22 protein-coding genes and 1 pseudogene are annotated in these 20,507 nt (G+C 65.9%); 9 read left to right on the top strand and 14 right to left on the bottom strand.

What is annotated here, in order from left to right; genetic code table 11:
• Nucleotides 1-9 precede the first annotated feature (9 nt).
• Both G3572_RS18365 and G3572_RS18370 read left to right on the top strand, forming a co-directional pair.
• Complete coding sequence (locus tag G3572_RS18365; protein ID WP_036708769.1) at nucleotides 10-279, top strand: hypothetical protein; 270 nt, start codon at nucleotides 10-12, stop codon at nucleotides 277-279.
• Between the two features lie 94 nt (nucleotides 280-373).
• A complete protein-coding gene (locus G3572_RS18370; protein WP_164614619.1) occupies nucleotides 374-946 on the top strand; it encodes a DUF3489 domain-containing protein in 573 nt (190 codons plus the stop codon).
• Between the two features lie 9 nt (nucleotides 947-955).
• On the opposite strand, the gene G3572_RS18375 is transcribed toward G3572_RS18370, so the two are convergent.
• Genes G3572_RS18375 through G3572_RS18385 form a run of 3 tightly spaced genes read right to left on the bottom strand, consistent with a single transcriptional unit; the run spans nucleotide 956 to nucleotide 3,794 of the window.
• Entirely contained in the window at nucleotides 956-1,165 is a 210-nt protein-coding gene (locus tag G3572_RS18375) for a DUF7220 family protein (protein ID WP_164614621.1), read from the bottom strand.
• Nucleotides 1,162-2,535, bottom strand: coding sequence for a site-specific DNA-methyltransferase (locus G3572_RS18380; RefSeq protein ID WP_164614623.1), 1,374 nt, complete (start codon nucleotides 2,533-2,535; stop codon nucleotides 1,162-1,164). The genes G3572_RS18375 and G3572_RS18380 overlap by 4 nt, the downstream gene beginning before the upstream one ends.
• The gene (locus tag G3572_RS18385; RefSeq protein WP_164614625.1) at nucleotides 2,532-3,794 is read right to left on the bottom strand and encodes a site-specific DNA-methyltransferase; all 1,263 of its coding nucleotides are present in this window, start codon (nucleotides 3,792-3,794) and stop codon (nucleotides 2,532-2,534) included. Before G3572_RS18385 ends, G3572_RS18380 begins: the two co-directional genes overlap by 4 nt.
• Nucleotides 3,795-4,528: 734 nt before the next feature.
• Here G3572_RS18385 and G3572_RS18390 point away from each other — a divergent pair.
• Nucleotides 4,529-6,826, top strand: a complete 2,298-nt coding sequence (locus G3572_RS18390; RefSeq protein WP_164614627.1) for an argonaute/piwi family protein — start codon at nucleotides 4,529-4,531, stop codon at nucleotides 6,824-6,826.
• Nucleotides 6,823-8,007, top strand: a complete 1,185-nt coding sequence (locus G3572_RS18395) for a PD-(D/E)XK nuclease domain-containing protein (RefSeq protein ID WP_240335633.1) — start codon at nucleotides 6,823-6,825, stop codon at nucleotides 8,005-8,007. The genes G3572_RS18390 and G3572_RS18395 overlap by 4 nt, the downstream gene beginning before the upstream one ends.
• Nucleotides 8,008-8,238: 231 nt before the next feature.
• On the opposite strand, the gene G3572_RS18400 is transcribed toward G3572_RS18395, so the two are convergent.
• From G3572_RS18400 to G3572_RS18425, 7 genes and pseudogenes are all read right to left on the bottom strand, one after another.
• Nucleotides 8,239-8,898, bottom strand: coding sequence for a hypothetical protein (locus tag G3572_RS18400; protein ID WP_164614631.1), 660 nt, complete (start codon nucleotides 8,896-8,898; stop codon nucleotides 8,239-8,241).
• A complete protein-coding gene (locus G3572_RS22175) occupies nucleotides 8,895-9,548 on the bottom strand; it encodes a DNA methyltransferase (protein WP_240335630.1) in 654 nt (217 codons plus the stop codon). The genes G3572_RS18400 and G3572_RS22175 overlap by 4 nt, the downstream gene beginning before the upstream one ends.
• Before the next feature lie 52 nt (nucleotides 9,549-9,600).
• A pseudogene (locus tag G3572_RS22385) lies at nucleotides 9,601-10,059 on the bottom strand (DNA cytosine methyltransferase); the annotation flags it as partial.
• A gap of 5 nt (nucleotides 10,060-10,064) precedes the next feature.
• A complete protein-coding gene (locus G3572_RS18410) occupies nucleotides 10,065-11,102 on the bottom strand; it encodes a helix-turn-helix domain-containing protein (RefSeq protein WP_164614635.1) in 1,038 nt (345 codons plus the stop codon).
• The gene (locus G3572_RS18415) at nucleotides 11,099-11,494 is read right to left on the bottom strand and encodes a VRR-NUC domain-containing protein (RefSeq protein ID WP_164614637.1); all 396 of its coding nucleotides are present in this window, start codon (nucleotides 11,492-11,494) and stop codon (nucleotides 11,099-11,101) included. The genes G3572_RS18410 and G3572_RS18415 overlap by 4 nt, the downstream gene beginning before the upstream one ends.
• Nucleotides 11,491-11,760 carry a hypothetical protein gene (locus tag G3572_RS18420; protein ID WP_164614639.1) on the bottom strand — a complete coding sequence of 90 codons (270 nt, stop codon included), beginning with the start codon at nucleotides 11,758-11,760 and terminating at the stop codon, nucleotides 11,491-11,493. Before G3572_RS18420 ends, G3572_RS18415 begins: the two co-directional genes overlap by 4 nt.
• Nucleotides 11,757-12,002, bottom strand: coding sequence for a MerR family transcriptional regulator (locus G3572_RS18425; protein ID WP_164614641.1), 246 nt, complete (start codon nucleotides 12,000-12,002; stop codon nucleotides 11,757-11,759). Before G3572_RS18425 ends, G3572_RS18420 begins: the two co-directional genes overlap by 4 nt.
• A 602-nt stretch (nucleotides 12,003-12,604) precedes the next feature.
• On the opposite strand from G3572_RS18425, the gene G3572_RS18430 reads away from it, so the two are divergent.
• Complete coding sequence (locus G3572_RS18430; RefSeq protein ID WP_164614709.1) at nucleotides 12,605-13,864, top strand: tyrosine-type recombinase/integrase; 1,260 nt, start codon at nucleotides 12,605-12,607, stop codon at nucleotides 13,862-13,864.
• Nucleotides 13,865-13,878: 14 nt separating this feature from the next.
• Here G3572_RS18430 and G3572_RS18435 read toward each other — a convergent pair whose 3' ends face one another.
• Entirely contained in the window at nucleotides 13,879-14,475 is a 597-nt protein-coding gene (locus tag G3572_RS18435) for a hypothetical protein (protein WP_164614644.1), read from the bottom strand.
• 244 nt (nucleotides 14,476-14,719) lie between these two features.
• On the opposite strand from G3572_RS18435, the gene G3572_RS18440 reads away from it, so the two are divergent.
• The gene (locus G3572_RS18440) at nucleotides 14,720-15,712 is read left to right on the top strand and encodes a helix-turn-helix transcriptional regulator (protein WP_164614646.1); all 993 of its coding nucleotides are present in this window, start codon (nucleotides 14,720-14,722) and stop codon (nucleotides 15,710-15,712) included.
• Between the two features lie 32 nt (nucleotides 15,713-15,744).
• Here the strand turns inward: G3572_RS18440 and G3572_RS18445 are convergent, their stop codons facing one another.
• Genes G3572_RS18445 through G3572_RS18455 form a run of 3 tightly spaced genes read right to left on the bottom strand, consistent with a single transcriptional unit; the run spans nucleotide 15,745 to nucleotide 18,486 of the window.
• Complete coding sequence (locus tag G3572_RS18445) at nucleotides 15,745-17,574, bottom strand: SLC13 family permease (RefSeq protein ID WP_164614648.1); 1,830 nt, start codon at nucleotides 17,572-17,574, stop codon at nucleotides 15,745-15,747.
• A 56-nt stretch (nucleotides 17,575-17,630) separates the two neighbouring features.
• Nucleotides 17,631-18,191, bottom strand: a complete 561-nt coding sequence (locus tag G3572_RS18450; RefSeq protein WP_164614711.1) for a universal stress protein — start codon at nucleotides 18,189-18,191, stop codon at nucleotides 17,631-17,633.
• Nucleotides 18,192-18,222: 31 nt separating this feature from the next.
• Nucleotides 18,223-18,486, bottom strand: a complete 264-nt coding sequence (locus tag G3572_RS18455) for a universal stress protein (protein WP_205518796.1) — start codon at nucleotides 18,484-18,486, stop codon at nucleotides 18,223-18,225.
• Between the two features lie 87 nt (nucleotides 18,487-18,573).
• Here G3572_RS18455 and G3572_RS18460 point away from each other — a divergent pair, with 87 nt between their 5' ends.
• The 3 genes from G3572_RS18460 to G3572_RS18470 are packed head-to-tail and all read left to right on the top strand — an operon-like array spanning nucleotide 18,574 to nucleotide 20,436.
• The gene (locus G3572_RS18460; protein ID WP_164614650.1) at nucleotides 18,574-19,317 is read left to right on the top strand and encodes a DUF1538 domain-containing protein; all 744 of its coding nucleotides are present in this window, start codon (nucleotides 18,574-18,576) and stop codon (nucleotides 19,315-19,317) included.
• Nucleotide 19,318: 1 nt separating this feature from the next.
• Nucleotides 19,319-20,086 carry a DUF1538 family protein gene (locus tag G3572_RS18465; RefSeq protein ID WP_164614652.1) on the top strand — a complete coding sequence of 256 codons (768 nt, stop codon included), beginning with the start codon at nucleotides 19,319-19,321 and terminating at the stop codon, nucleotides 20,084-20,086.
• Complete coding sequence (locus G3572_RS18470) at nucleotides 20,083-20,436, top strand: P-II family nitrogen regulator (protein ID WP_164614654.1); 354 nt, start codon at nucleotides 20,083-20,085, stop codon at nucleotides 20,434-20,436. Before G3572_RS18465 ends, G3572_RS18470 begins: the two co-directional genes overlap by 4 nt.
• The last annotated feature ends 71 nt before the right edge of the window (nucleotides 20,437-20,507 follow it).

Raw genomic sequence — 20,507 nt, forward strand, 5'->3', positions numbered from 1 at the left:
GCCACCCCGATGACCCGCCTCAACCCGATCACCACCCCGCGCCACGAACTCCGCGCCGAGAAGGCGCGCCGCAACCGCGAAGCCGCGCTGAACGCCTTCATCGGCAAGAAGGCCGAAATCGACGAGATGCTCGCCCGCCTGCAGGCGCTCAGCGACGACCATTTCAACTGCCACCCTGACGAGGTCGGCTGGGCCATGGTCGGCACGCTTGAGCACTACGCCAGCCTCCTGAAGCGCATCACCGACAGCGCTTTCGGCGAGGGCGAACACGCCCGCTGATCTCCGGAACCGCCGGAACTCCTGCCACGCGCCAGCGCGGCCTGGGGTCGTGGAAGGCCGGCGATGATCGCGGCCCTGACCATGGAGACGACCCATGCCGAAACTCACCGACACCCAGAGCCTCATCCTCAGCCGCGCGGCCTCGCGCCCCGGCAATCTGGCGATGCCGCTGCCCGAAGGCCTGCACGGCGCCGCCGCGCAGAAGGCCGTCACCGCGATGATCACGCGCGGCTGGCTGGAAGAGGTCGATGCCGACCTGCGCCGTGGCGAGCCGCTCTGGCGCGAGACCGGGGATGGCCATGGCACCACGCTGATCGCCACCGAAGCCGGGCTGGAAGCCATCGGGATCGAGCCGGTCGCGGCCAGCGCCGTCGCCAGCGTGCGGAAGGCGAATCCACAGCCGGACGCGGAACCCACACCGACGACCGAGGCCCCCGGCCAACCAAAGCCTGTCGCCATCCGCGCCGGCACGAAGCAGGCGCAGATCATCGCGCTCCTGCAGCGGCCCGAGGGCGCGTCGATCGCCGAGATCGTCGAGGCGACGGGCTGGCTTGCACACAGCGTGCGTGGCCTGATCTCCGGCGGACTCAAGAAGAAACTAGGCCTGCCGATCACCGCCAGGAAGATCGACCAGCGCGGCACCGTGTACAAACTTGATGCGGCATGATCCCCACCGTTATCGCCAGCGCTCGAACAGCCTGCGCAGCGCATAGCTGCGCAGGAGCGAGATGCCGACGAAGACCCCGCCCAGCGCGAGGTTCTCGCCGAGACTGGGATGCAGGTCGAACCATGGGAACGCCACGATCTGCGTGACGACCGCCAGCGCGTAGCCCACGGCAACATTGGTAATGGCCTCGATCAGCGACATGCGGCGCGACTGCGTCATGCCCGCTTCCTCGGCCGGCGCGCAGGCTTCTGCGCTTCCTCCTCTTTGACGATGCGACCGGCCGTCCGCCCCGTCGCCAACTCCCACCGCCGCACGGCGACGTCGCAATAAACCGGATCCAGTTCCACCGCAGAGCAGCGCCGCCCGGTGCGTTCTGCGGCGATCAGCTGGGTGCCGGAGCCGCAGAAAGGCTCGAACACCAGGTCGCCGGGATCGGTGAATGCCTCCAGCACTGCCTCGACCAGTGCCACCGGGAACACAGCCGGGTGCGATCCGGCAGCGCCCAAGCCCCCTTTGTGCCGCATGATGCGAAAGACGCTGTCCGGAATGCGGTGGCTCTGGATCGCGTTGCCGAAGCCGGTCTTGCGGTGGACCGTGCCGTCGGCTCCGCGCAAACCGCCGCCGCCGAGGGTTTCGCCCGCGTGCTTGCTCGCGACCGTCTTGTTCGGCTTCCGGGGCTGGAGGTTGAAGTGGAAGATGAACTCGTGCGAGGGCGCCAGCCTCCCGTTCCAGTCGCCCGGAAGGCCGGGCCCCTGATCCCAGACATACCAGCCGAAGCGCCGCCAGCCCTGCGCGCGCATCCAGTCGAGCCAGTCCTCCCAATAAGGGATCCACTCGCCATCGCGATGCACAAGGCCGAGGTTCACCAGCAGCTGGGCATCGGCAGTGACGGGTGCTGCGGCGAACACACCCTGCATCAGTGCATCCCAATCGCCGAGTTTCTTCTTCGCTGCGCCATAGTCGCGCTGCTGCGCATAGGGTGGCGAGGTGAACAGTAGCGACGCCTGCGCCCCGTCCATCAGCCGCGCGAACACGGCCGGGTCGGTCGCATCGCCGCAGATCAGGCGATGGTCGCCCAGCGCCCAGATGTCGCCAAGTCGCGTGATCGGCTCGAGCGGGGCCTCGGGGATGGTATCGGCGGTGTCATCATCGATGGGCGCGCGGTCGTCGGCATCGTGCAACAGCGCGTCCAGCTCGTCCTCCGGGATGCCGATCAGCCCGAGGTCGAAGTCCTCCGCCATCAGGCCCCGCAGTTCCTCGAGCAGCAGCGCCTCATCCCAGCCGCCCATCTCGGTCAGTTTGTTGTCTGCGATCCGATATGCCCGGCGCTGCGCCTCGGTCAGATGGTCCAGCACGATGACCGGCGCCTCGGCCAGCCCGAGCTGTGCGGCGGCCAGGACGCGGCCATGGCCTGCGATCAGCTCACCGTCGCCTGCGACGAGGCAAGGGACGGTCCAGCCGAATTCGGCCATGCTGGCGGCGATCTTCGCGACCTGGTCGGCATCGTGGGTTTTCGCATTGCGGGCATAGGGTTTCAGCCGATCCAGAGGCCAGAACGCGATCTGGCTCGGGCGCAGAAGCTGCGTCATGCCGCCAGCCGCCTGGCTTTCAGGGCGGCGAATGTCTCGCCGGTTTCCGCCAGAATGGCGTCCTCGCCAGTGAACGATTGCCAGCGCTCGATGGCGACATCGATATAGGCCGGGTTCAGTTCCACGCCGAGGCAGACCCGGCCGGTGGTTTCGGCCGCGATCAGCGTGGTGCCGGATCCCATGAAGGGTTCATAGACCGCCTGACCGGGGCTGGAGTTGTTCAGGATCGGGCGCCGCATGCATTCGACCGGTTTTTGGGTGCCATGCACGGTGTCCGCATCCTGATCCCGGTTGGTGATCGCCCAGAGCGTTGTCTGCTTGCGGTCGCCTGCCCAGTGGCCCTTGCCCTTGGCGCGTACGGCATACCAGCAGGGTTCGTGCTGCCAGTGGTAATCGCCGCGGCTGAGGACCAGCCGGTCCTTGGCCCAGATGATCTGCGACCGGATGGCGAAACCTGCTGCGGTCAAGCTGTCGGCTACGGTCGCGGCATGCAGCGCCCCATGCCAGACATAGGCCACGTCGCCGGGGAACAGCGCCCAGGCCTCGCGCCAGTCTGCCCGGTCGTCGTTCAGCACCTTTCCGGTGCGTTTCGTCTTGGCCGCGCCCGCCTGATTGCGCCAGGAGGGGTCATACTCAACGCCGTAGGGCGGATCGGTCACCATCAGCAGCGGCTTCACATCACCGAGCAGCCGCCCGACCACATCCGCCGCGGTGCTGTCACCGCAGATCAGCCGGTGCGATCCCAGCTGCCACAGGTCGCCGACGACCGACACCGGCGTGACCGGCAGATCAGGCACATCGTCCTCGCCCTCGACCGGGCCATTGCCGCTCAGCGCCTCGGGATCCCGCAGCAGCGCGTCGAGGTCATCGTCGCTGATGCCGAGCAACGTCAGGTCGAAATCTTCCGCCAGCAGCCCCGCGATCTCGTCGCGCAGCAGGGCCTCGTCCCATTCGCCCAGTTCCGTCAGCTTGTTGTCGGCGATCCGGTACGCCCGCCGTTCTGCCTCGTCGAGATGGCTGAGCCGGATCACCGGCACCTCGGTAAGCCCGAGCATGGTCGCAGCCAGCACCCGGCCATGGCCCGCGATCAGCTCGCCATCGTCGGCCACCATGCAGGGCACGGTCCATCCGAACTTGGCCATGCTGGCGGCGATCTTGGCCACCTGATCGTCGCCATGCATCTTGGCATTGCGGGCATAGGGGCGCAGCCGGGCGATCGGCCAGGATTCAACCTGGCTCGGCGCGAAGACGAGGTCCATGGGATGGGGCTCGGGATGTGGGGGAGGGGAAATGAAAAGCGCCCGCGAGGGGGTTCCTCCCGGCGCAATTCTTCGATGATCAAGGGGTAGGTCAAGGGGGCTAGGAATGTCAATCCATTTTTGCGCATAGAATCAACGCTTTCGTGCTCAACGCCGCGCGGGTGGCTCCGAGAGGTGGCTTCGGTGGCCAGTGGCTTCCGCTGGGTGGCTTCGCTGGATTCCCGCCGGAATCCACTAGGCGAGCGCGGGCTGCCCCGTAAGTGTTTGAAGATGAGTCAAGATTTCAGGCGCGCGGGCGATGGTGGCTTCCAGGTGGATTCCCCGGCGAAAAGGCCAGACGCTGGAAAACTGCCGCGCTCAGCCCCCCCGTATACGGATCGAGCCCGGGAGGAACCATGGGAGGGGGGAAAGGGGCGACGCACCCGGCCCTGAGCTGCCGCTCCCCAAGCCCACGCCGCACAACCGCTCTGGCTGAGTGGGGCCGGTTCGCGAGCGAGCCACAGGTGCATGTAGACCACGCCGCGTCGTCGGGAAAGCGGTTCGCATTCGATCCTCAGCATGGCTGATGGATATGGCTGTGCGTCGGTCTGTCGCCTCCTCGTCTTGAGGCCACCCAGCCATGCCGAGGCGGATCCCCAATCTACAGCGTTGCTTACATCTGCCGAACGCTGTCGACTCGACCGGTAACTAGGATACTATCTCGCTAACCCTCTTCCTTTCGAGTGCCCTGCTAAATGTCCTTTCGAAACCATCCGGATCCACTGCCTACGGTCGCTTTGAACGCAATCGCGCTCGTCACACCGACCGTACCAATTCCGGTTGCCATCGTCCCCTATGACCGCGAGCAGCTGCACATGCTTCTCGACCGCGAGCCTCGCGACGTCTACGCGACCCGCCTGGATGACAAACGCATGGCAGTCGTCCCCCTGACTGAGAATGCTGAACTGCCAGGGCCTCGCGAGCAGCTCGACCCTCGAGTGAACATCCGCCTCTTTTCCACCCTTGCGCGCGAAGCAGTATTTAGGCACCTCAAGACAATGCCGGGCGGCTATCGCGTAACCCGCCGCAGACCCCCTACGGTCGAGTCAATCAAGCAGAAGAACATTATTCCTGCTTCGGCCGGCCTTCCCGATTGGATGCAGAAGCGCCGAACCCTAGTCTTCGAAACCCGCACGCTCTCGGCCAGCGCGCACGACGACTATGTCGTTCTCACCTGCGCCGAACGTTTTCGCCCCGTGATCGATCGCACTTGCGCGGCGCTTGCCACGGCTAACGTCACTCTGCTAGGGCGGTATGTCTCGGCTTGGGCGCCGAGCCACGATCAGCAGCTGGCCGAACAATTGCGACTGGCTGGGCGGATCAAGGGCGTTGATGGTGACGAACTGTTGCTCGACGACCATGGCGATGGCCCCGATCGGATCCGAAAGGATTCCGCCTATTTCGAGCCGAGTTTGCGAAACTTCCGAGCGGTGGTCGAGGCACTCAAGTCCGACGGGGCAGAGCGAAGCTTGCGACAGATACAAGAAGCCGAAGGGGAGCTCCGGAAGGGCAAACGGCAGCTCGACAGCATCCAGAAAACCTTGATCTGGTTGAGCCGCCAGCGGCTCGAAGTCGCGTGGGGTGTACCGCTGGAGTTCGGCGCCGTCCTGGCGCAAGGCTCCGATCAGCCATTTCCGTTCGTCGAGGTCTTTGAGAAGGCTAGGCTTTCCTTCGACCCGAGCGGATCGGGCACGATGAGCTGGCCGCAAGGCGGCCTTGATCGGCACGGCCCCTACGACAGCTCCAGCTTTGAGAACAAGCGGCCGCGGATTGCGGTCGTTTGTGAAGCGCGCGAACGCGGCAAAGTCTCCGCAGCGATTGCCGACCTGCTCAACGGCGTGCCGGACGCAGAGAACCGAAATGGCCTCAAGCCCCATGAGACCGGCCTTCTCGGGCGCTACAAGCTCCAACGGGCGCAGGTCGAATTCTTTGAGGCGACGGCCGATAGCGCGGCCAGCTATACCACAGCCGCGCGCGCCGCGCTCGCGTCGGCAGCAGAAACCGGACAGCCTTGGGATCTCGGTGTCCTCCAGGTTCGCCGTTCGTGGAAGGAGCGCCTTTCCAGCGACAGTCCGTATTGGACCGCCAAGGCGACCTTCTTGAAGCGTGACGTGCCGGTTCAGGCGCTCTCTGTCGAAATGCTTGAGATGGGCAAGTTTGAATATGCCTGCGCACTCGCCAATGCGAGCCTCGCGAGCTACGCAAAGCTCGGTGGTACGCCTTGGCTGCTTCAGTCACGGCCGTCCACCGATCACGAACTTGTCTTCGGACTCGGCTCCCATACGCGCAAGGACGGGCGGCGCGGTGCCGGCGAACGCGTCGTCGGCATTACCACCGTATTTTCGAGCCAAGGCCACTATCTTCTCGATGCTCGCACTGGTGCTGTCGCGTTCGAAGACTATCCCACGGCGCTGCGCACTCTGTTAGTGGAAGCGATCGAGCGAGTCAGGCGTGACGAGGCTTGGCGCGCGAGCGACGCGGTTCGCCTCGTCTTCCATGCCTTTATTCAAATGCGCCGCGAGACCGCGGATGCGGTTATCGACGCCGTCGAAGGGCTTGGCCTCAACCGCGTGTCGGTCGCATTCCTCCACATCGCCGAAGACCATCCTTTCACCGTGTTCGACCAGGCGATGGACAAGGGACGTGGCGCCTATGGGCCAAAGCGCGGCCAGGCTGTCGAACTCAGCAGCCATGAATGGCTTGTGTCGCTGACCGGACGCGAACAAATCAACGCCCAGTTTCAGGGCCTACCCGACCCTGTGCTTCTGCGCTTGCACGATCGCTCGACGTTTCGCGACATGCGGACCCTTGCCAAGCAGGTCGCGGATTTTGGATGCCATTCGTGGCGTACCTTCGGTGGCGCGCGGGTCCCGATCACCCTCCTGTATGCCGACGAGATCGCCAAGCAACTCGCCGGGCTGGAGATGACGCCGGGGTGGGATAGCGACGATGCCGCGGTGAGCCGCATCATGCGGCGGCCGTGGTTTCTATGATGGGACCCGGACTGGCTGAACTCCGCGCCGGCTTGGTGGCGGCATCAATCCTGCCGCCCGATGCGCCCCTTCATCACCGGGCACTGGCGCAATGGTTGGCAAGCGGGACCGCCGATAGCTGGGAAACCATCGAATCGACGGCGACTGGAAATCTAGACAACGCCGGCCGCCGCTCCGCTCGCGATGTTGCGGCACTCGGTTTCGCAAGCCATGGGCGCAACCTGGCACCAAGCCTGCAGCAGGGACTCGACTGGCTGGGGCAGCGATCGTGGTTTCACTCGCAACGGCCGATGACGCTCGAGGCGGATGGCGTGGCGGCACTGGGTATCGCACTGGCCTTCTCCCGCCTGGCACCAAGGTGTCCGGACTGGTTCTCCCATCTTCTTACCCGGTCGGCGTCCACGCTCCCGCTCGACCCGATCGATCGCTCCCTCTTTATAGTAGGGGCGCATTTGATGGACGCGCCCGGCAAGCTCGACCAGAGCGAAATCGAGCCGGAATTGCGGGTCGTTTTCGGTGGATTTGCGGGCATTACTGTGCCCGAGACGACCTATGCTGCCGCATGGTCGGCACTACGGACGGCGGTCGCGAACACGGGTGGGGAGGTGCAGGCACGCCTCAAACTCAAGGCGTTCGACCTTGTTGCCGAACACAGCATTCCCGCGCGGACGGGCAAGCTTGAGCCCTCTGACGTGGTACGTGTGCTAGAAGGCGTCTCGCGTTCGTTCCGTCGCTGGACTTGGGAAACCAAGCCCCGCACGACAACCTCGTCGGCGGTTCGTTGGGAGATCCAGAACGAATATCATGTTCAAAACCTGCTCTACGCGGTTCTTGCGCCGCTGTTCTGCGATCTCAACGACGAAGAGACCCTTCCTCCGATCGGCCAGAAAAATCCTCGCCTCGATCTAAGCATCCCCAGCATTGGCACCGTCGTCGAGGTCAAATTTCTGCGACCCGGCGTCGCCATGCAAAAGATGATCGACGAAATCGCGACTGACGTCGGTCTCTACAAGACCGACCCGCGTTGGACATCGCTTATTCCGTTCATATGGGATGACAGCGCCCGCACCGAGGATCACGCCAAGCTGGTGTCGGGGCTCGTCAAGCTGGATATGGTGGTCGGAGCCATCATTGTCCCTCGGCCGGGCAAAATGCTCGCCGTGAGTAGGGATGCCGTTTAACTGTGGTCCGACAGCTCGCTGGCTTAGGTTCCGGTGCTGGACCAGCCTTCCCGCGATCCGCGCCGCCGCATCGATCTTGGAGAATGGCGCGTTGAGGCTGTGGGCCATTATCTTGTCGCGAACCAGTACGGCAAAGTCCTCCGCGCTCTGCAGTGCTTCGATTTTGGCCCGCGTGACGATGAGGAGAACGACCCTGCGGCCGCGCGCGCTCGCCGCCTAGCCCGACTGTTTTCATCTCTGCTCCCACGGCGCGGCCTTCGGCATCGCGGGCGTCACACCGACTTCTCGCAGCATCCCGCCAGCGATCAGCCCGTCCCGGACCCATCCCAACGCACACCACCAAGCCTGGTAGCCGCGCCGCGCGGCTTCGATTTGGCCGGGATCCGGCTTGAACGTCACCGGACAGGCTCGAACCTCCACGCTCCGCCACTTCCCTCTCAGCAGTACGCGCTCGGTGCCGACTACGACGCTAACGGCGCGGTCACCATGCCGGTTGCGCTTGATGTCCACGGGGACACAGCGCGACACTGCACCCGGCAGCCAGTCCGGCGTCAGCCCGGCGCGGGCCAGTTCCGCCACGCGGATCGCCATGCGTTTGCCACCGAGGCTGTCGGGGAGCCCGGCGACGGTGGCGGCGATCACCTCGGCGTCCTCGTGGGTATAGCCGCCGATCTTGTGCTGGCCGCCATCGATCTTGCAGCCCAGCGCGGCGCGTTGAAGGAGGACGTATTCGAGACCAAAGCCGAAGCCTTCCTCGGTCACGTCCTGGGGCAGCGGAAGCTCCAGCTGCGCCTTCTCGACCCGAAACGCCCATTCCAGCGCCGCCTGCACGCCCAGCGCGCGCTTGATCTTGGTGCCGCCCGCGCGCCCGATCCGCCCCTGGACGCTCATGGCTTCAATCCTTCAAGGAAATCCATCTGCGCCGGGCGTTGGGCGGCCTCCGTCGGCCGCCAGATCCACGGGCCCGAGGCCATGGGCAGCTGCGAGAGAGCGCCACGCATGTGCTGCTGCCAGAGGGTGAACTCCGTTGCCGAGCAGGCGCAGAGCGCGTGCCCGATGGGCCAGCCCATCAGCCATCCGACGAAGAGCGGGTTCAGCCGCCGCCGCGACCGGCCCTTCAGGATCCGTCGCGAGGTGGCGCGCCCATGCGAGGCAATCATCGAAGCCCAGAGCGGGCGCGAGATCGGGGCGTGCGGCGAGGATCGCGCGCCATGCATCGTGGTCGCCGGGTCCGGGCGGGTGAAGCCCTGCTCCGCCCGGTAGTGCAGGATGTCCATCCGGGACTTTCCGTCGGTGCGGGTGATGCTTGCCTCCGAACTGCCCTTCCAGTTCTGCGCGGCTGGCGTCGGCCATTGCGCTGCCTGCGCGGGCAGGGGTGGCGTCCCGCCCGAGCCATAGCTCTGCCCGGGCCCGCCCTTCGCGCCATCCGTCGCCTTGGGCGTCGACCAGCTGGTGATGCCCAGCGCCAGCGCCTCGGCCTTCCGGGTGAAGTCGCTGTTCCCGGCCGGGTTGTAGCTGGCCGTTCCGGGGTGCAGGCTCATCGGTGTGGGCCAGGATGAAGATTCGCAACCGCTGGTGCGGCGCACCGACTTCAGCCGCGCTGAACAGACCCGCCGCAGGCGTGTAGCCCAGTCCCCAAAGCTCTCGCAGGACGGTCTCGAGCCCGAGGGTGACGTGCCCGGCGACGTTTTCCAGGAACACCCATTCGGGGCGGAGCTCAAAGATGACCCGGGCGACCTCGGGCCAGAGATGGCGGGGGTCGCCGGTTCCACCGCGCTTTCCGGCCGCGCTGAAGGGCTGGCAGGGATATCCGGCAAGCACCGTGTCGAAAGCCCCGCGGAAAGGCCTTGCGTCGAAGCTGCGCAGATCGGTCCAGATCGGGGCTGGGGCGAAATACCCCGCGCACTGGGCGGCGATGAGGACGGCACGGGGCCAGTCCTCCCATTCGACAAAGGCGCGGGTGTGATAGCCGGGCTCGGCGAGCATGAGGCCCATATCCAGGCCTCCGCCGCCTGCGCAGAGAGACAATCCGTGCCGGGGACGTGACACCATGCCATTCACCGCACCCCCCGTTCGCGCAATCGCTCGGGCGTGACCAGTCCCCGGGTCAGCATCGCGTCGCGCATGGTGTTGCTGATCGTACTGGGCGGCAGGAACCGGTCGGAGTTCACAAGATCCGCGTAGAAGGCCGCGAGCTCATCGTCGCTGGGCCGGGGGCCCTCGTCGCGCTTGCGGCGCCGGGTCTCGCCGTTGCCGGTTCCCGGACCCTTCTGCGGAATCGCTGCGCCGGTCTGCTTCAGGCGCTGGGCAGCGCGCTGTATGGCACGATCAAGGGCTTTCGGCCCGTCCGGCGGTTCGGGATGATCGCGCCGTGACGCCTCGGCGACCGCGAGGATCGCGTCCACGTCGAGACCCAGGTCGTCGCGCCAGCGGCGGACATGCTCGCGCGGCGGCCAGCCCTGCCACCAGCCGGGCAGGGCAGTCGGATCGAGGCCCAGCGCTCGGAGCAGCTCCCCGAAGAATTCCTCGGAGATGGCCTCGCGCGCCTGCGCGCCCTCCTCCTCCTTTACTGGTTTACTTAGAGGTTCCCTTACAGGGTTAGTGTCCGGATTCCGGACACGGCTTTCGGCATTTTCCGGACACGGGTCGGGGTCAGAATCGGACACGGGACGGGCGCAACACCCGTGTCCAGTTTCCGGACACGGTCTGAGCTCGACAGGCGCATCGTCCTCGAAAGGCGCTGGTTCTGCGCAGGTTTCTCCGTCGTCTGCCTCTCCATGTCCGGTTTCCGGACACGGGTCTGGCACATGCGGTGTGAAGCCCGGCTCGAAGCCCAGAATGTAGCGGGTCGGCATCTGCCGCTTGGTGACAGGATGCAGGCGCGGAACACGGCGCAGGAGCCCGGCCGCCTCGAGCTGGCCAAGGTGTTCGTTCAGCGTCGAGCGGCTGATTTCGCAATCCTCGGCCAGCCGATCCTGCGAGGGAAAGCAGCCATAGTCCGGATTGAAACGATCACACAGATGCCAGAGCACGATCTTGGTGGTCGGCTTCAGCCCGCGCTGCTTGATGGCCCAGTTGGTGGCCTCGTGGCTCATGGCGCGGGCCTCCGCACCGGAGCCGCGACACGCGTGGTGAACCCATGGTCCGCCAGCGCGCCCAACGCGTCGTCGAGCGAGCGAACCAGCGCCCAGCCATGGCCCTGCGCCAGCACGGCATCGCGAAACGCCTCCTGCGTTGGGCTTAGCCGCCCCTTGAGGGATTTCAGCTCGAGGAACAGCACGCGCCCGTCGCAGAAAACCATCAGATCGGCGAAGCCGGGATGGACGCCCATGCCGACCAAGATCGCCTGGCGCTTGGCGCCGCGCGGGCCGGCCTCGGTGACCTCGTTGGCGCAATGGTGAATGATCGCTGATCGGGGCAGGGCAAAGCGCAGGGCCTGCACCACTGCGCGCTGCAGATCGGCCTCGGGTGTGCCTCGGCGCTTCATCGGCGCACCTCGGGATCCGGCCGGTGGCGCCCAGCGCGCCCGGGCGATCGGGCATCAAGGACCACGAGCAGGATCCGCGCGTCCTCGCGCTCGGCCGGGGTCTCGCCATGCTGGACCAGCACATTGCAGGCGAGTCGGATCAGATGGTCGGAGTGGTTCACGACGTCGGCGACGACGATACGGGCCTCGCGCAGCCGCTCGTCGATCCAGTCCTGGCGCACCTCGTCGCGCTGGGCGCGCTTGCGGAAGGGCAGGGGGATGGTCATCGCCGCGCCCCCGCGCGCCGGGGAGCGGGCGCTTCCTGCTGCATGAGCCAGTCCTGCACCGCGTCGCGGCGGTAGTAGATCTTCCGCCCTGCCCGCACGCAGGGTGGCCCGAAGCGCAGCTTCTCCCAGCGATGCAGGGTTTCGACGGTGACCCCGAGCTCAAGGGCGAGGTCGAGGCGGCTGATCCACCCGCTCATCAGACGTGGCGCGCTGGATCTGGGGGAGGTTCCAAGTTCTGTCATCCGGTCTCTCCTGGTCATCGCCCGGCATGGGCAGAGTTCAGGACTTCAGAAGCGCAGAGCCGGAAGGGTGGCGGGAAGGCGGAGACCGGCGGTGATGCGATAGATGCTTGCCGGTCATTGATATCGCTGGAGTTTTCGAGGAAATGGGGTCGCGCAGGCGTTTGCAGCCGACAGTGCGAGAAGGGCGCTTGCGGTGCCGCGTGGCAATCCGGGGGCAGTTAGAGCAGCCGATTTACAGGCTTTCGCTGTGTTTTACCGATACTGGCGGGCATCCGTGCGCATTGAGCCAACCGGCAAAGGGTCGAAACCCTTGCCGGTCATTGATTTCAAATGGAATTTACAGATTCTGTGAGGATTCCAGACGGGTTCTACGCTGGCAGCGGACCTTGGTACCGGCCTCATGACGATCCCGCCGAACGAATTCACGGCAGATTCGCCCTTGGCGACCTGCGTGAACGGCCAGTTTCTCTAATGAATTCAACGACCGGCAGCGATCCGGCGCATCACTGCCGGTCACCGCCTGTGCGCCACCCCTCGGCGCATGCTTCGCTTGATAAGCCTGCGCATCTACGCCTGTGTCATGCGCAGAAGGAGGCGTGCGCATGGTCAAGAGATTGCGATTGAACGACAAAACCGTTCGGGAACAGATCCCGGAAGAGGATCGGGACTACCAGGTCTTCGACACCGAGATCCGCGGGCTCTCCATCCGTGTCATGCGCTCGGGGGAGCGGTCCTTTGTGCTGGACTATCGCTTCGCGGGGCGGCAGCGCCGCATGGTGATCGGACGCTGGCCGGAATGGAGCGTGACGGCGGCCCGCGAGCGGGCGCGCGAGTTGCGCCGCCAGATCGATGAAGGTACCGACCCGCTGGGCGAACGCGGCGCGCTGCGTGAGGCGCCTCGGTTCAAGGACATGATCGATCGCTATCTGGCCGAACATGCGTCGACGCTGGCCCCGTTGAGTGCGTCCGACCATCGCTCGTTTCTGACCAAGCTGGTCGCCCCGCATTGGGGCAACAAGCTGGTGACCGAGATCACCCCGCAGGACGTGACGAAGCTTCTGAACATCATCGCGCAGGGAAGGGCGCGTCCGTCGAAGGCGAAGCCCAACAACCGCGCGCGCAAGCTGAAGGGGAAGAAACCAACGCCCGTCCGCGCAAACCGGATCGGCGAGGTACTGCGCAAGATGTTCAACCTCGCCATCCAGTGGGGATGGCGCGCTGACAATCCTGCCTCGGGGTTCAAGAAGCGCGTCGAGACCGCGCGCGAGCGCTTCCTCTCACACGAGGAAATCCGCAGGCTGGCCGACGTGCTGGACGCGGCTGAGGACCAGCGTGCCGCCGGCATCATCCGGATCTGCATGCTGACCGGCGCCCGCGTAGGAGAGGTCCGCCAGGCGCGGTTCGAGCAGTTCAACCTCGAACTCGGGATCTGGTCGAAACCAGCGGCGACCACCAAGCAGCGCAAGACCCACCGGGTTCCGATCTCGGCCGATGTCGCGGCCATCGTTCGGCAGCGGGCGCTCGTGGTGCGCAAGGGCAACCCATGGCTCTTCCCCGGCGATGTGCCGGGCCAGCCCGTCAAGGAAATCCGCCGCTTCTGGATCAAGGTGCAGCGGGAGGCGAACCTGCCCGATGTGCGCATCCATGATCTGCGCCACACCTTCGCGTCGCTGCTGGTCAGCGGCGGGGCCTCGCTCGAGATGATCGGGAAACTGCTCGGACACAGCCAGATGCAGACGACCCTGCGCTACGCGCATCTGATGGACTCGCCCCTGCGCGCCGGGGTCGATGCCGTGGCCGGGATGCTCCGGCCACGCCCGAAGATCGTTCATGATGCCGATGCGAAGTCCAGGCCCGCCTGAGGCGACCCGCGCGCTCAGTTCTCGCCACGCAAGGCGCGCCAGAACGGGCGCAGCCGACGGCGGATGGTGCTCTCGTCGGGAACGTCGCCGCTCTCGGCGACATTGCCGAACCACTCCTGCAGCTCTCCGATCAGCTCCGCCTGCGTCGCAGGCAGGCCGTGTTCGTGAATGCGCTTGATCATGGCCACATACATCCCCTCCCAGTCATAGGGGGAGAGTGCGCCCGTGCCGCCGCCGATGCGGCGCAGCAGATCGTATTCGTCCTCGAACCGCAGCACGTCCTGGCCGCTGATCAGCAGATCGGCGATCGACACGTCGACCCCGTCGGCCGGCTCGGTGACATAAATCCAGTCGGCCCCCGGATCGGGCTTTACGCGCAGCAGCTTGATGGAGGTGGGCCCGGTGCCGCTGCGCCGGAAGAGGGGCAACATGTCCATGGGCGAGACGAAGACCTTGCCGGACACCTTGTCGGTTCCGCAGATCGCCAGGGGAATGCCGGTGACAATGTCCAGCTTGCCCACGGCGGCCCAGCCCGCGATGTCGGCGATGGTGCAGCCCCAACGCGACGCGGTTTCGTGAAGGGTGAAGAATGCTCTCGGTGGTAGTGCCATACTGACTCCAGTTCTCGTTCTGAGTGGGTGCGGCTTGCCACCAGGAGCCGGTGGGGCGCCGCCCGAAGCGCTGACGCGAGGGTGGAAACCTGCAGGCACGAGATTGATGAAGGCATGCCTCGACCAGGACGCCGCAGAAGCGCCTGTCAAATTCTTCAATCAATCAGCAACCTTAAGGCGAATCGCCCTCAGATGTAGTATACCCTGAGCATTACGTCATAAACTGTCGGGGATAGGGGGCCGCATGTCGTTTCGGAAGGCACAGGATTTGTTGAAGCTGGCGCGCCTGTCGGCATCGCGCCATGGCGGAATCAGCGTGAAGGAGGTTGCCGAGGAATTCAGCGTCAACGAGCGCACTGCCCAGCGCATGATCTATGCCCTGAAGGAGGTCTTCCCGAGCATCTCCCACCAGACCGACAGCGAACGGCGCCGATGGTGGAAGCTGCACGACACGGCCATGATCGGCATGCAGGGCATATACGACCGTGAGCTGGTGGCGCTCGAGATGAGCATCAGGCGGGCGGAGCGCGAGGGCGCGCTTATGGACGCGGAGGCGCTACAAGCCCTACGCGACCGCTTGATGGCAACGCTTCCCTCGTCCCACGCGCGACGCGCCGAGGTCGATGCCGAGACGATCCTCGAGGCGAAGGGCTATGCCTGCCGCCCTGGTCCCAAGGTGAAGACCTCGGCCACCGTGATGAGCGTCATCGCCGCGGCGCTGAAGGGGCCCTTCCGGCTTGTCGTCTGGTATCAGGGTGCGCAGGACGCCGAGCCGTGCCAGCGCACAGTCGAACCCTACGGTCTCCTTCTCGGGACGCGCCACTACCTGATCGCGCGCGACATCGCCAAGGATGAGTGCCTGCGCCGCTTCCGTCTGGACCGCATCGCCGGGGCCGAGATCACCATCGAGTGGTTCGAGAAGGACAAGGATTTCGACTTGGAAGCCTACGCGGCGCAATCCTTCGGGTCGTTTCACGCGGACGCAGAGGTCTCCCGGGTCGTCTGGCGCTTCAGCCCGGCGGCCGCAGCGGCCGCCCGCGAGTTCGAGTTCCACCCCAACCAGGAGATCGTCGAGCACGACGATGGCGGGCTGATCGTCACCTTCGAGGCCAGCGGCCTCGTCGAGATGGCCTGGCATCTTTACAAGTGGGGTGACGCGGTTGAAGTGGTCGAGCCTGTCGCGCTGAGGGAGATGGTGGTGGGTTTTCAGAACATATCCATTAAGGTGCTTCCTTGAGGGAAGAGCGTGGCGCGTATGCGAAGCTCTGATCAGAAAGGAAGCACGAGCGGCACAAGAGCCACACTCGCCGCCATGCAGATCACCGCAAAAGGCACGCCGATCTGCAGAAAATCTGCGAACCGGTAGTTGCCCGGCCCCACCACGAGCGTGTTCACTGGTGAGGAGACGGGCGTCATGAAGGCAGCCGATGCCGCCAGCGCGACGGTCATCGCGAAGGGATAGGGCGAGGCGTCGAGGGCGCTGGCGACGGCCAGCGCCACCGGGGCCATCAGGACAGCCGTGGCCGTGTTGGAGATGAACAGCCCGAGCAGCCCGGTGACCGCGAAGATCGCCGCCAGCACCAGCCGGGGCGAGGCACCGTCCAGCGCGTCGAGCAGCGCTTGTGCGGCGATCTCGACCCCGCCGGTGCGTTGCAGCGCCAGCGAAAACGGCAGCATGCCGACGATCAGGATCAGGCTCTGCCAGTGGATCGAGCGATACGCGCCCGCCATGTCGATGCAGCGGAACAGGCCCAGCAGCAGGCACCCGAACAGCGCCGCCTGCACATTCGGCACGATCCCCCAAACCATCAGCACCACCACCAGCGCGAGCACGCCCACGGCCAGCGGCGCGCGGTGGCGTGCGGGCACGGCCTCGTCGGACTCGGCGGGCAGATCGAGCAGCACGAGATCGCGCCGCTCGTCGGCCAGTTTGCGGATCGCGCGCCACGGGCCGACGGTCAGCAGCGTGTCGCCGGGGCGCAGCGGCTCGTCGATCACGCTGTCGGGCACGGGTTTCGTGCCGTGCTTCATGCCGATCACCGAGAGGTCATGGGCGCTGCGGAACCGGGCCTGCGTGACCGTCTTGCCGATCAGGCGCGAGGTCGGCGGCACAATGATCTGCGCCATTCCGATTTCCTGCGCCGTGTCGGTGAACCACTGGCCGGAGACTGGCAGCGCGATCAGATCGTGCGCCTGTGCGAAGGCTTCGAGATCGTAGCCTGATGCGCCGTTCGCGCGCCGGTCGATCAGCAGGATGTCGCCAGCTTCCAACACCGTCTCGGCGCGGGGATGGATCAGCTTGCGGCGAAACCGGCTGCCGCGCTCGATGGCGACGATGTTGATGCCCGCGCTGGCGCGCAGGTCCAGGGTATCCAGCCGCTTGCCGGCAAGGTCGGACCCCGCGCGCAGTTGCAGCCGGTGCTCGCGGCCGGCAAGGCCGTAATCCGCAACCCAGCCCGTCAGCGCAGCGCGCTCAGGCAACTTGGGCGCCGGGCCCGGGGCGAGGAAGCGGCGCGCGACCAGCATGTAGAAGATCGCCAGCACCAGGATCGGGACGCCAAAGGGGGTGAAGGCGAAGAAACCGAAGCCCTCGTGCCCCTGCCGCATCAGTTCGGAATGGACGACCAGGTTGGGCGCGGTGGCGACCAGCGTCATCATCCCGCTGATCAGCGCGGCCATAGAAAGCGGCATCATCAAACGACCTGCCGGAATGCGGGCGTTGCGGGCGATGCGCAGCACGATGGGGATGAAGATCGCGACGACCCCGGTCGAAGACATGAACGAGCCCACACCCGCCACGATCACCATCAGGAGGAAGATCAGCTTCGCCTCGCTGGCACCGGCACGCGCCGTCAGCCAGTCGCCGAGGCGCTGTGCAACGCCGGTGCGCACAAGCGCCTCCCCGATCACGAACAGGGCCGCGATCAGCACGATGTTCGGGTCCGACAGGCCCACCAACGCCTCGGACATGCTGATGACGCCTGTCATTGGCAGCGCGACCATCATGATCACCGCCACCACATCCATGCGCGGGCGGTTGAGCGCGAACATGACCACCGCCGCGCCCAGCAGGGCCAGCACCATAGTGAGGGGGGACATCGACTAGACCTCGCGCAGTGGTGCGGTGCAGTTTGGGATATGTGTGATGGCGCAGATCATGCCCCCGGCGGAACTGCGAGCACGTCGATCTCGACGCTGCCCATCAGCTCCTGCGCCACGCTGCCGAGGAAAAGGCGCTTGACCCCGGACAACCCGCGCGTGCCGATCACTAGAAGATGGGGTTTCGCCTGCTCCACCAGACCGGCGATGGCATCGGCGCCGACGCCCTCGATAATGCGGGCGCTGTAGTTCAGATCGGCAAGGTCGAGGTCCTGAATGAACTGGCCAAGCTCGCGGCGCGTGGACTGGAACTCGCGCTCGGCTTCTTGATGAACCCTCTCGGCGGGGATGCCGGCATGGGTCATCATCTGCCGCGTGATCGGCGCATAGCCGTGCACGAAGGTGACATCTGCACTGTCCAGCAGGCCAAGCGCGTGCGCCTTGCGAGCCGCATGGCCCGAGGTTTCGGACATGTCCGTTGCGATGAACACCTTTCCCCAGCGCTCGCCGGTATTCGAATTGGCCATCAGGACCGGTCGCCCCGCCGTGCGGGTGACACGCTCGATCGTCGTACCCACGAAGACATCGCGCAGGAACTGCCTCCGATGCGCGCCCATGACGATAAGATCCGCCTCGCGCGCGCGTGCCTCATTCCCCGATGACGTGGAAGGCGTGGCCCATGGCCACCGCGACATCGCACGCGGGCGGCTTGCCGAAGCCCGCGACCTGATCCGTCAGGTAATCCTCGGCACTCCGGATCTCATGGCGCATCCGGTCTTCGAGCAGGTCGTCCTCGACCACATGCAGAACGCACAGCGCCGCACCGGAACCCTCGGCAAGCTGCACCGCGCGCTGGACGGCGGGTTTCGAGCGGGACGAAAGGTCGGAGGCGACGAGGATCGATTTCAGCATGGGCGTGCGGGCTTCTGGTCAAGTGAAGGAGTTCGTGGCAGTATTGCACTGAAACAATATCGAGAAAACCCGAAAGCGCCCGGAAGCATGCACGCATTGCAACCCCTTGCTCTGGCCCTGCTCGCAACCCTGCGTGACATGGCGCCGATCCTAGTGACGATCGCGCTGTTTCAGGGGCTGGTGCTGGGGGTCTGGCCGGACGACCCCGTGGGCCTGCTGGCGGGGTTGGTCGCGATCCTGATCGGCCTCACGCTGCTGGTACGCGGGCTGGAGATGAGCCTCTTTCCCATCGGCGAGGCGCTGGCCGATGCCATGGCGAGGCGCGGACATCCGGCCTGGCTGATGGGGTTCGCCTTTGCCCTGGGCTTCGGCAGCACTGTGGCCGAGCCGGCATTGGCAGCCGTTGCCGCGCAGGCGGCGAGTGCCATGGTTGCCGATCCCGATTTCCCGGCAAACGAGGCGCAACTGGCCGCCCTTACCGTGCAGATACGCTATGGCGTGGCGTTCGGGCTGGGGCTGGCACTGATGCTGGGGGTCTGGCGCATCCTCAAGGGTTGGCCGCTGATCTGGCTGGTGCTGCCGGGCTATGGCGTGATCGCCCTGATCGCAGCGCTCACCGATGCCCCCTTCGTTGCCGTGGCGCTGGATTTGGGAACAGCCGCAACCTCGGCCATCAACATCCCGCTGATGCTGGCGCTCGGGATCGGACTGGCCTCGGTCCTGCGCAGCCGCAACGCGCTGGTCGATGGCTTCGGCATGGTGGTCATGGCCAGTCTGACACCGATGTTGCTGTTCCTCGCCGCCGCCTTCCTTCTGGTTCCGGTGGGCTGAGATGCTGGACATGATCCTGCGCGAAGCGACCCGAACAGTCCTTGACCTGGCGCCCATCGTGCTGATCCTCGGCCTGTTCTCGGCGCGGTTTTTGACCCGCGACCGGGCGCTGATGCGCCGGGTCCTGATCGGCGGGCTGCATCTGGCGGTGGGGTTGACGCTGTTCCGGATCGGGCTTGACGGGGCGCTCCTGCCGCTGGCGGGCGATCTGGCGCGCGGCCTCGCGGCAGCGCTGGTCGCCGATCCGCACTGGCCGCAGGTGCTGGCGGTCACGGGCTTTGCCGTCGCCATCGGCGCGACCGCCGCCCTGATCGAACCGACACTGGCGGCCACGGCGGACCGGGTGCGCGACCTGACCGGCGGCACGGTCCGGCCGATGGTGCTGCGCATCGCGGTTGCCCTTGGTTTCGGGCTGGGGCTTGGGCTGGCTGGGCTGCGGCTGGTCTGGGGGCTTCCACTTGCGATGGTTCTGGTTCCTGCGGTCGTCCTGCTGGCGCTGCTCGCGGCTTTCGCGCCCCGCGCGCTTGTGCCGCTGGCGCTCGACAGCGGCGCGGTTGCGACCTCGGTCGTCACGGTGCCGATCATCGCGGCCTATGGCGTGGCGGTGGCCGATACCCTGCCCGGGCGCAGCGGGCTGGCCGACGGGTTCGGAATGATCGTCCTGGCCATGATCTGTTCGGGGATCTCCGTGCTGTCCGCGGCGATCGTGACCGAACGCATGCGACGCAGGGCACCTGGCGCCCGTGATAACGAAAGGGGGAAATCATGAAGTTCAAACTGATCGTAGCCTTCCTGCCCGACGATCACCTCGACGAGGTGCTCAAGGCGGCGCGCGCCGCGGGGGCGACGGGTTCCACCGTCATCACCTCGGCGCGCGGCGAAGGGCTGGAGCCGGAACGCAAGTTCCTCGGACTTGAGGTCGCGTCGCACCGCAATCTGGCGTTCTGGCTGGTGGATGAGAGCGTGGCGGCGGAAGTGCTGGCGCGCATCTCTAGCGTCGGTCGATTCGAGGCGGAACGCGGTGCTGGGATCGCCTGTCAGATCGACGTCGAGGAAGCGGTAGGATTGATGCGACAGATCAAGGCGTTGGAAGGCGGGGATCACGCAGGAAAGGATTGACCTGCACGCCAAAAGAACGCATTCGGGGCGGGGCTTCCCCACCTCGTTTCCCGCAAGGCCGCACATGCGGT

The organism is Pseudotabrizicola algicola (genome assembly GCF_010915705.1).
Classification (GTDB): domain Bacteria; phylum Pseudomonadota; class Alphaproteobacteria; order Rhodobacterales; family Rhodobacteraceae; genus Pseudotabrizicola; species Pseudotabrizicola algicola.